This window comes from Halomonas sp. OfavH-34-E, assembly GCF_024124525.1.
Taxonomy (GTDB): Bacteria; Pseudomonadota; Gammaproteobacteria; order Pseudomonadales; family Halomonadaceae; genus Halomonas; species Halomonas litopenaei.
On sequence record NZ_JAMXRY010000084.1, the window covers coordinates 1 to 9927 of the forward strand.

Sequence of the window (9927 nt, forward strand, 5' to 3'; positions counted from 1 at the left end):
CAAAATATCACTACGCTATGAAATATCCCGGCGCCGCCGCGGTTTCTGGGTGTCCAGGCACAAAAAACCCCGCCGTAGCGGGGTTCGAGTGTCGGGCGGCTCGCCTGGTGAGGGGGAGGCGGGCCGGTATCAGGGCGTCTGCTGGTACTGCTGCACGATCGCCTGACGCTCGTCGGCCTGGCGGCGCTGACGGGTCTGGTGGGCGTGGCGCTCGATCTGCACGTAGGTGAACAGGCACACGCCGGCCATGAACACGGCGAACGCTAGGGTCATCCAGCCAAATGGCGTCATGGGGCGTCTCCTCGGGCAATGGGCGGTGGTCCTTAGCCTAGCACCCTCGGCGTGGGCGTCGTAGCGGAGGGCCTACGAGAAAGCCCCCCAAATGGGGGGCTGGTGAATCGCCTCAAACGAGGCGTTGCATGGTCCTCCATGTCGGATCGCACGGCCGGTCTTGCGCGGTGCGAATTGGGGTGAAGTATCCAGGGGCCAACCTGGAACGGTCTCATCCAGCGCTACGGTGCCACCCGTATTGCTGCTTCTAGAGTGCGCTACTTGCTTGCTGCCATGGGACGTACTCCCACGACTCGCTGGCATCTTTCGTGTGCCCTGGTGGTCCAGGAACTCGCTGAGGGCTTCGACCATATCGCCGCACAGCTCAGACACTACTCAACGCCGCTCCCACCCATAGCCTCACCGGTGCCACCCGGATCATTGGCCGTAGGGTTTCCCACGTTAGTCACGCGCTACTGCGTGCCATACCGCCACTGTGCTCCGTCATCAGGATCGCTAGTGCTAAGCACCTCACCGGCGTTGCCGGTTTTCCCAGGCCCAAGATTCCAAAACGGCTCTGCTACTCCCTGATCACTTCCTCACACATGGCCAGCTCCCGAAGAGCATGGCTGTATGACACTCCGAACAGCACCCTCGCGGGGTGCCGTTAGACGCTTGAGCTATTCGTCGACCCATCCCGCTTGCGCGAGATGGTGCCGCTGAACCGATCCTTTCGGCTGTTCAGCTCACCAGGGTTTCCCCTGGTGCCGCGCCCACGTCTTCGGCATGCGTTCGACGGTCACCCGCCGCCCACCGGTGGGACTGGCTACCCACTTTCACAGCGTGACAGGGTCAGGTCCGGTTACCCGGCTGCCCGTGTCCGTGTCGCCCAATCCCCGGTGCCCTGGATTGGGTCGAACAGGCCATTTCAGGCCTGAGCGCCCATTGCCTCGCAGCGAGCGGAATTACCCGCACTGCGCGACGGCGAGTTGGTCGTGGTTGGCACCCACGACCAGCAGCAAACAAGGGGGTGGCAGCCCCTCGCGTGAGGGGCTGGCACACCCCGAGGTTTGGCACTCGCGGATAGGTAGGGGCGGCACTGACGTTAACGGGCCGCCTCTGGCCGCGGCGCCCTTGGAATCTTTTATATGCGTGCTCTCCGCGCCGTTAATCATGTTATTCATGCCCATGGTGTCACCGCGCGCCCTACCTCCCCGTGTCAGCTCACCGGGAGGTCACATGGGATCGATACGTCACAAGAGCGCTGCCATGCAGCGCGTGCAGGATCTGGTTCGCCGCGGCTACGTCCGGTGGACCGCGGGGGTAGTGCCGCGGGAGAAGGCCGCCCGTCTGGCGGCCAAGTTTGCTGCGCGATATGGCACAGCCGCCGACCGAAATGAGCGGCGTCGTCGTCGCCGGCATGGCGCCGGCAACGGCTTCCTGGTGGTCTACTTGCCACCGCGTCAGCCCTATGCGGTGTGGTGGCTGCTGGTCGATGACGAGCACCCTGCGCAGCACTACGAGGATCTGCGGGATGCTCAAGAGGTGCGGATTACCATGCCCAACCCGTACTGGTGCCCGGAGGTATGGCGGGAGGATTACGAGCTGGTTCGGCTGGATGACCGCTGGACCTGGCGGATGGTGGAGGCGCGTCGAACTGAGTGGCAAGCGCGCCTCCGAGAGGCGGTGCGGCAGCCCGATCGCGACACTCGCCACCTACAGGTGCGACAGGCGGTCTACAGTCTTCGCAAGCTGCCGGGATTCCGCGGGGTGAGGCAGGATGCACACGGCCTGATCCGGCTGCTGAAGAGCGACTGGAAGCGTGTGCGTCACAAGGCCGAGCCGTTGCCGGCGACGCCCCGGCTGCCGCCCTATGTGCGGCGAGTGCCGCATGCGTGAGGTAGGTGGGAATGCTGAACCGAAACGCATCAGTGAGGTGGGGATATGAGTGATACCAACGGAGTGAGGGAAGAGCGCGTCCCCCTCAACCTGCGTGTTGAGCGCCGCAGACTGAATCTGATCGACAGGGCCGTGGCCGAGGTGGGAGGTGATCGAACAGGTTTCATCGTTGACGCAGCGTGCCGTCGCGCCGAGGATCTCCTTCTGGACCGGTGCCTGTTCCGTGCCGACGAGGAGGCCTTTGCGGCCCTGGACAGGGCCCTGGAGCCAACCGCCGAGAGCAACGAGGCGCTGGCAGCTTTGATGAGGCGAGAGCGTTGTTGGCCGGAATAGGTGGGAACGTTGCATCGTTTGGTTTGGTTCTACGAGGCCTCCCAAGGGGCATTCCGCCCCTCTTTCTCCATATTTAATTAGCCTAGTTGGATGACAAAAAGCTATTGCTGTCTATTATATCTCTTGATGCTAGAAATAAAATTTGAAACAAATACAAGGATAACACCCAGCATGCCTCCAAGGACTAAGCTAAGGGCAATTATTAATGAAGATTTTGGGGAATCCGGCCCGTTGGGCTGGTAGGCCCAATTAACCGCCGAAACAACATCGACCTCATCGGGAGAAACTATGCTCGCGGATAGAATCTCATTCTGAGATCTAAGGTTGTTGTATTCCTCAATAAACGGAGTCTGGTTTTCTCGCTCAGCTATAGCCTCAATTGTCCTGTTGTTCCTAAGTTGTTGGAGCTGGCTTTCTATGTTCCTGATTTCTGCTGTCTTAGCGTCTTCTTCGAGGTTCTGTTCCATCACCTCACGCTCTGCGCGAAGAGTCTCAGTGCCCATGAAGTAAAGTGGTAGGCCTCCTTGTGAGTTTATCTCTGCATAAATGACATCCCGGTCTTGAGTTTGTCTTCCTAGGTCTCTAGGGGTAGTGGGCTTTTCGATGCCTAGACGAGAAGCAATCTGCTCGGCATTTTCAAGAATCCGAATCCTTTCTGCGCGAGAATAAATCACAGATTGTTTTTCTGCTTTTAGGCGATCTTCTAGCTCTGCAATTCTTATTCTGTCATCTTCTTTCAGTCTTTCTATGCGTGCGGAAATATCATCTTGATGAGATCTTAGGTGCGCATCCATCTTCGCTCTGTTTCGATCAATTGCATCTTCAACGGTACGGGTAGCCCTGTCTACGAGGGTCTTTGCATACATTCCCTCTGTCCATATAAAATACTCGTTGAGGACTTTCGGGCCGTCCGTTTTTTCAGTGTATTGAAGTGACAGGGTACGAGAGGTCTCATTATCTCCAGGTGTGTTTATATTAAACCGATCAAAAAAGAAAGACCTAATCTGAGAGTCGGAGTCTAAATCGTCTTGTGTTATAGAGTTGATAACATCGGGATTTTCTTCGTGGAAAGACTTGAAGCTTTCATAGCTTGAGAGTCGTTGACTGAATTCTTCAAGGGCCTGAGATTCTGAATAGTTGGTCCCCGGCATACTGTTGAGGACGTTAAGCCCGCCGGTTGTGGCAGAGTAAGATATATCGGTTGAGTATGTCGGGGTGGATATGACATAAATGTATAAAATGCCAAGCAGAGCACAAAAAATAATGCTTGCTGCTATCCATTTCCATCCAGTATAGATTGCGAGTGCGATATCTCTCAAATCTATTTCGTCATCTCTTCTTTCGTTATACGCGGCGTAGTTTTCGGGAGCGTTCATTCTTGCTCCTTAGATTTTGCAACGAGGATATAGGATAGGGACAGAAAATGTACTGATAGGAAAATAGAGGTTCCAATCACAGGTGAGCTGTCACTGGTAGTGCTTAAATATGCGTAATATCCAGATGATAAAAGTAGAAGTGAGAATATTAAGAACGGTCGCCACATTTTAGAGTAAATGAGGGCAAAACCAGGGACCGCAATTGATGTGGGGGTTAATAAAGCTGCTTCTAACAGCTTTCCTGCTGTTTCTTTGCTCATCCTAGTTCCTGCGCACAGAGTAAGGTTTATAAATAATCATTAATTTATATTATAAGTATAATGCTTGATTAGCTAATTATATCATCCTCTAAGCATTTTTTGGATAGGTCGAACGGGATCAGGGGACCGGAAAGGGCTATTCATTCAGGATGGATCAAGCTCTGCTGAGGGAAGGGGCCGGTTGGAGGGCATGAACCGGCTTCGACTGGGCAATTTTTTCCCTTGTCTGCGGGTATTTGTCTGAAAAAAGGGTCGTTTTCTTTACATGCGCCGCCCTGGTCTCCAGAGCGGCGTTTTTCGGTGGTTTTGCGTAAAGAAATAGCGTAAATATATCTATGTAAAGAAAATGAGCGTTTTCCATTGATCAGTGGGGCGGGGATGACCAAGCGAAGCGATACGCTGCATGAGTGGCTGCCAATGCCCAATACCATTGACCCAGAAGGGCGCCATGCCGTCGCCGTCTGGCGGGCGGCTATCGGGCTGTTTGAAGGGGATCGCGGCGCGGCGGAGCGCTGGTTGCATCAAGAGGTCATGGGGCTTGGGGGGAAGCGCCCCGTCGATGTGATGCGGGCAGACCCTCAGCAGGTGCTGGACCTAATAGGCCGGATCGAGCATGGAGTTCATACCTGACCCGACCCTGATGAGGACGTGGCTGAGAGCTGGTTGGTGACAAGGGGGCACGATGACACAAGCAAGTGGAGAGCAGGCGCCCAGGGCTGGCGATACCGGCCCGCTGGAGCGCTTAAGGGCTTCGGTGAGCAAGTACATTGCACCGTTCGAGCCGGTGGGCGCAGAGGACTGGAAGGCACTGGGCCTCGAGGATGACACAGCCACTCAGGGAGGAGGCGCATGATTATCGGCTACGCCCGCGTCAGCACTCAGGACCAGAACCCACAGCTGCAGCGTGATGCCCTTGAGGAGGCCGGCTGTGAGCAGGTCTTCGAGGAGCGTGTCACTGGCACCAAGCGAGAGCGTCCCGAGCTGCAGGCCTGCCTGCGCACTCTGCGCGACGGCGACACCCTGGTGGTGTGGAAGCTTGATCGGCTTGCTCGCTCACTCAAGGATCTGGTGGAGCTGATTCACGAGCTGAACGAGCGCGGTGTGGGCTTCCGATCGCTCACCGAGGCGATCGATACCACCAGTGCCGGGGGTAAGCTGGTGTTTCACATCTTCGGCGCGCTGGCGGAGTTCGAGCATAGCCTGATTCGAGAGCGCACTCTGGCTGGCCTGGCAGCGGCTAGAGCCCGCGGCCGAAAAGGAGGGCGCCGTCCGGTCATGTCAGCCGCCGACGTGCGCAAGGCGGCCGCGATGCTGGTCGATCCTGAAATCACCAAGACCGAGGTGGCCAAGCATTTCGGTGTTAGCCGGGTGACGTTGAATGCCTCCCTAGAGCGCGAAGGGCTCGCCAGGGCTGCGAACCACCCCAAGCTCGAGCAGCTACTGGCCCAATACGACCCCCACGCTCCCGAGTTGGAAGGGCTGCGAGCCTGGCTAGAGGCGCCGGCTGTGGGGCGCGAAGAACTATAGGGGCGGATTAGGCAGCTTAGCGTCACCTCTGCCCCTACCTATTCCTGAAGACCTACAGAGATCCAGCCCTGGGCATGATGCTCTGGCACATCAAAGCATTGACAAAGCGTCGTGATAGGACGTATCTTTGATATGTTTTTAATATTAAAAAAGGTGTTTTATGATCATCACTGTAGGCAACACGAAGGGAGGAGTTGGTAAGACTACTCTTGCAGTGAGCCTGGCGATTTCTCGAGCCTTATCTGGGCGCGACGTATGGCTGATCGATGGCGATCGGCAAGGCACAGCACAGACCGCTATCAGCATTCGTGCAGAGAGTGGGGTCAGCCCTGGTATTGCTTGTGCAACATATCCTGATGGTCCGACTCTGCGAAGCCAGGTACAGCAGCAGGTGGCCAAATTTGATGATGTCATCATTGATGCAGGTGGTCGTGATTCCACGGCTCTACGAGCTGCTTTGGTGCTGAGTGATGTGTTGTTGGTGCCCTTCGCTCCTCGCTCATATGACGTGTGGGCGTTAGAAGATATGGCGTCTTTGGTAGATGAAGCTCGTAGCGTCAGAGATGGATTACGGTCCGTCGCTGTACTGAACCTTGCGGATCCCGGCAGTAACTCGATGGACAATGCTGAAGCAGCAGAGGCGGTCGCCGAGATTCCACAGTTCGAGTATTTGGCAACGCCGATACGGAGGCGTAAAGCGTTTGCCAACGCGACAGGGGCGGGGCTGTCCGTGCAAGAAATTAAGCCGGTAGACAGGAAGGCAGTAGCTGAGCTGGAAGCACTTGTTAAAGCCCTTTTTTAATATTAAAATGATATTCTTTTTATACATAAGGTAGTGTTTATGGCTATTACTAAGCCGAAGGCAAAGCCCTCACAGACAGCTGAGTCTTTCATCTCTGGTGCGCCGGACTCGGAGACCAAGCCGAAGGGGGTGAAAAAAGGCAATAAGCGACAGATCAGCCTTACGATCACACCCTCACTGTTGGAGAGGGTAGACGAGCTAGCCGCAGAACTCGGCCAGTCCCGTGCCGCGATCATCAATATGGCAATTTATCGTGCTGTCGAGCATGGCCTCATCAAAGAGTGATCGGGGGCAGGGCATGAGCGAGGATCGCCAGAAATTCATCGAGGACAACGCCAGAGCTGGGGAAACCTGGGCAGAAGCTTCCGCACGTCTCATTCCAGACCCTGGCAAGGGCTCGAAACGCACGCGCTCCACACTGGCTCCCGAGCGTCATGTCCAGCATGACTTCTTCATTGCGGACATTCTGGAGGCGAGCCCCAAGGATGACCTCGGGAGCATGGAGCATCCGTTGTTCGCTTTGAAGTCGGGCGATACACGAAGGCGTACCTATGCGCGCAATGGCACCACTGTAACTGTGATGCCAGGTCAAGCTGGCTGTGCAACGATTCATGATAAGGACGTGTGGATCTACTGCATCAGCCAACTTGTAGAGGCGATGAACCGAGGCCGCGAGGATGTGGGGCCGGTTGTACGCTTTACGGCCTATGATTTTCTCGTGACAACCAACCGCGACACCAGTGGGCGAGCCTACCAGCGCATGGGAGACGCACTTTCGAGGTTACGTAGTACCACTATCGAAACCAACATCGAGGTGGACGGCTACCGTGAGCGGCGTGGCTTTGGCTTGGTTGACTCGTGGCGCGTCATCGAGCGTGGCCCAGGCGATCGGATGGTGGCTGTTGAGGTGCGTCTCCCTGAATGGTTGTGGCGTTCAGTTCAGGCTCTTCAGGTGTTGACCATAAGCCGAGACTACTTTCGGCTACGCAAGCCACTAGATAGGCGGATTTACGAGCTTGCCCGCAAGCACTGTGGCCAGCAGTCACGGTGGCGTGTAGGTCTCAAGGCCCTCCATGAAAAGAGTGGCAGCTCAGACACGCTGCGCAACTTCCGAGCGGCAATCAAAGTGTTGGTCAAAGCCAATGAGCTGCCTGACTACCGCGTAAAATTTGACCAAGACACTGATGCGGTGACGTTCTATGCGCGTGCTGCCAAAGGCAGCAAAGCTCAGATGGCGGATCTCGTGGCGGAGCTAGCTAAACCGCCAGAGCGTGCTCCATAGTGCAGGTGAAAGCACGATATTAAAAGCACGTGCTTTCACCTGCACTATGGACGTGAATAGGCACGTGCTTTTACCTGCGCTTGGCTTGTGAATAGGCACGTGCTTTTACCTGCGCCCACTTCGTGCTTTTACCTGCAGAAATATCACCTAAGACATTGTTTTATAATAAATTCTCAGCCCCGTAACGCGCGCGCGTCTTTAACTAAGATCTAAAAGATCTTTAACGCGCTACGCGCTCGCCTACCCTCCGCTCGTCCCTCGCTCCGCCCCCGCTTCGCGGGCCTGAACGATGGCGCGCCAGAGGCGCGGCTTGCGGGCGCTCTCGAGCCGCTACGCGGCTGCGCGCCCTAGACGGCGCAACCTGACCGCTAAAGTGCCAACCCTCGCTGGGCCGAACCCCAGCCTTGTGCGGGAACAAGGCGCTTCGCGCCTGGGTTTAGCAGGAAGGCGGTCGATTCACGCTCAGGCGGTGCCGCAAAGATCCGTGGCGCTGCCTGGGTTGAATGATATACTTGTATAGCGCCCACCCTGCCGGAGGAGAGTTCGATGCTCGCCCTACGCCTGCCCACCGAGATCGAGGAGCGCCTGGAGGCCCTTGCCAAGGCCACCGGCCGCACCAAGAGTTACTACGCCCGCGAGGCGATCCTCGAGCACCTGGATGACCTCGAGGATATCTACCTGGCCGAGAAGACCCTGGAGCAGGTCCGCCGCGGCGAGATGACGACCCACAGCCTGGACGACGTGGAGCGTGAGCTTGGCTTGGCGGATTGAACTCACCGACGAGGCGGTCAAGCAGCTCAAGAAGATCGGCCATGCCGACGCCAAGCGCATCCGGGACTACCTGCGCGGGCGGCTCCAGCCACTGGAGGATCCCCGCCAGCTGGGCAAACCGCTGACGGGCCAGCTCGGCGAGTTGTGGCGCTATCGCGTCGGCAATTATCGCGTCATCGCCAGCATCGAGGACGCCGAGATCCGCATCCTGGTGGTGCGGATCGCCCACCGCAGTAAGGTCTATCGCTGACGCTTGCCACGGGGTCTCTCCAGGGCTTGATCTACTCCCCCAGCGGCAGCTGGCCCTGATCCTCCTCCCGGTCTTTCCCCTTGCGGCTCTCCAGAGCCTCCATACGGGCCGCTAGGGCCTCACCCTGTACCTCGGCCTTGGTCCGCCCTTTTTCGGCCTCCTGGGCGCGTTTCTGGGCGTCCAGAAGCTGCTTTTCCATAGCGGCCAGGCGCTCGCGGTACTCATCACGCTGTTCGGCCAGGGCCTGCTTGTGGGCCTGGGCATCATCGCGGCGGGCCTGGCGTTCGGCGTCCAGGGCTCTGGCACGCTCCTCGGCTTGATCCTGTGCGGCCTCGGTACGGGTCTCGGCCACGGCCAGGGCGCGCTCGGCCTCGATGCGCGCCTGATCGATCTGCTTGGCCTCGCGCTGTGCTGAAACGCGCATCTCCCGCTCCTCGTCGCGCTGCTCCTCGAGAGTGGTCACCCGGTTGCGCGCCTCTGCCAACTGCTGCCGGGCCTCGTCGCGCTGGGCCTCCAGCTCCTTCACTCGCTCGCGGAAATTGGCCACGGCGCTACGCGCCTCGTCGCGCTCGCCGGTCACTCGATCGCGCTCGCTCTCCAGGGCCTCGACCTGGCCGCTCAGCGCCTCGACCTGCTCCTCCAGCTGCTCGCCGGTGGCCGACAGTTCATCGGCGGTGTGCTGGGCCTCCAGGGCGTCTGCCTCGGCCTCGGCGCGGGCCGCGGCGGCTTGGCGTTCCAGCTCCTCGGCCAGGGCGGCGGCTAGCTCGTCGGGCAGGCGGGCGGCGCGGCGCTCGGCCGGGGCCTGGGTGGCTCGCCAGGCCTTGAGGTGGCGATGGATGGTGTTGGGACTGCCGGTGCCCAACTGCTCGCGGATGCGCTGAATGCTGGGCTTCTCGCCTTGGCCCACCAGGGCGTCGGCGGCGGTGGCGACCTGCTCGTAGGTGATCCCGGTGCGTGCCATATCGTACTCCCCTCGACTGTATCGTAATTCGTATTTCATATTATATGTTATACGGTACAAAATACAATACAAAATATCACTACGCTATGAAATATCCCGGCGCCGCCGCGGTTTCTGGGTGTCCAGGCACAAAAAACCCCGCCGTAGCGGGGTTCGAGTGTCGGGCGGCTCGCCTGGTGAGGGGGAGGCGGGCCGG

The 9927-nt window shown here is 58.1% G+C and carries 14 protein-coding genes; 10 read left to right on the top strand and 4 right to left on the bottom strand.

Annotation, left to right across the window (positions count from 1 at the left end; genetic code table 11):
• Positions 1-129: 129 nt before the first annotated feature.
• Positions 130-291 carry a hypothetical protein gene (locus tag NH448_RS22405; protein WP_253029491.1) on the bottom strand — a complete coding sequence of 54 codons (162 nt, stop codon included), beginning with the start codon at positions 289-291 and terminating at the stop codon, positions 130-132.
• A 1218-nt stretch (positions 292-1509) separates the two neighbouring features.
• Between NH448_RS22405 and NH448_RS22410 the strand changes: the two genes are divergently transcribed.
• Together NH448_RS22410 and NH448_RS22415 are read left to right on the top strand one after the other, a co-directional pair.
• Complete coding sequence (locus NH448_RS22410) at positions 1510-2169, top strand: hypothetical protein (protein ID WP_253029492.1); 660 nt, start codon at positions 1510-1512, stop codon at positions 2167-2169.
• Between the two features lie 45 nt (positions 2170-2214).
• Positions 2215-2502: a DUF1778 domain-containing protein gene (locus NH448_RS22415; protein WP_253029493.1), complete on the top strand. Its 288-nt coding sequence runs from the start codon at positions 2215-2217 to the stop codon at positions 2500-2502.
• Positions 2503-2603: 101 nt separating this feature from the next.
• Here NH448_RS22415 and NH448_RS22420 read toward each other — a convergent pair whose 3' ends face one another.
• Both NH448_RS22420 and NH448_RS22425 read right to left on the bottom strand, forming a co-directional pair.
• The gene (locus tag NH448_RS22420; protein WP_253029494.1) at positions 2604-3878 is read right to left on the bottom strand and encodes a Wzz/FepE/Etk N-terminal domain-containing protein; all 1275 of its coding nucleotides are present in this window, start codon (positions 3876-3878) and stop codon (positions 2604-2606) included.
• A complete protein-coding gene (locus tag NH448_RS22425; protein WP_253029495.1) occupies positions 3875-4138 on the bottom strand; it encodes a hypothetical protein in 264 nt (87 codons plus the stop codon). The genes NH448_RS22420 and NH448_RS22425 overlap by 4 nt, the downstream gene beginning before the upstream one ends.
• A gap of 378 nt (positions 4139-4516) precedes the next feature.
• Here NH448_RS22425 and NH448_RS22430 point away from each other — a divergent pair, with 378 nt between their 5' ends.
• The 8 genes from NH448_RS22430 (at position 4517) to NH448_RS22465 (ending at position 8770) form a co-directional block, all read left to right on the top strand.
• Positions 4517-4768 (top strand): antitoxin Xre/MbcA/ParS toxin-binding domain-containing protein, encoded by a 252-nt coding sequence (locus tag NH448_RS22430; RefSeq protein WP_253029496.1) that lies wholly within the window; start codon positions 4517-4519, stop codon positions 4766-4768.
• Positions 4769-4820: 52 nt separating this feature from the next.
• Positions 4821-4991: a hypothetical protein gene (locus tag NH448_RS22435; RefSeq protein WP_253029497.1), complete on the top strand. Its 171-nt coding sequence runs from the start codon at positions 4821-4823 to the stop codon at positions 4989-4991.
• Positions 4988-5665, top strand: coding sequence for a recombinase family protein (locus NH448_RS22440; protein ID WP_253029498.1), 678 nt, complete (start codon positions 4988-4990; stop codon positions 5663-5665). Before NH448_RS22435 ends, NH448_RS22440 begins: the two co-directional genes overlap by 4 nt.
• Before the next feature lie 160 nt (positions 5666-5825).
• Positions 5826-6467 (top strand): AAA family ATPase, encoded by a 642-nt coding sequence (locus tag NH448_RS22445; protein WP_253029499.1) that lies wholly within the window; start codon positions 5826-5828, stop codon positions 6465-6467.
• Between the two features lie 39 nt (positions 6468-6506).
• Entirely contained in the window at positions 6507-6752 is a 246-nt protein-coding gene (locus NH448_RS22450) for a ribbon-helix-helix domain-containing protein (RefSeq protein ID WP_045995259.1), read from the top strand.
• A 13-nt stretch (positions 6753-6765) separates the two neighbouring features.
• Positions 6766-7749, top strand: coding sequence for a replication initiator protein A (locus tag NH448_RS22455; RefSeq protein WP_253029500.1), 984 nt, complete (start codon positions 6766-6768; stop codon positions 7747-7749).
• A 546-nt stretch (positions 7750-8295) separates the two neighbouring features.
• Positions 8296-8520, top strand: coding sequence for a DUF6290 family protein (locus NH448_RS22460; protein ID WP_095623473.1), 225 nt, complete (start codon positions 8296-8298; stop codon positions 8518-8520).
• The gene (locus NH448_RS22465) at positions 8504-8770 is read left to right on the top strand and encodes a type II toxin-antitoxin system RelE/ParE family toxin (protein WP_253029501.1); all 267 of its coding nucleotides are present in this window, start codon (positions 8504-8506) and stop codon (positions 8768-8770) included. Before NH448_RS22460 ends, NH448_RS22465 begins: the two co-directional genes overlap by 17 nt.
• A 31-nt stretch (positions 8771-8801) precedes the next feature.
• Here the strand turns inward: NH448_RS22465 and NH448_RS22470 are convergent, their stop codons facing one another.
• Positions 8802-9731: a DNA-binding protein gene (locus NH448_RS22470; protein ID WP_253029502.1), complete on the bottom strand. Its 930-nt coding sequence runs from the start codon at positions 9729-9731 to the stop codon at positions 8802-8804.
• Between the last annotated feature and the right edge of the window lie 196 nt (positions 9732-9927).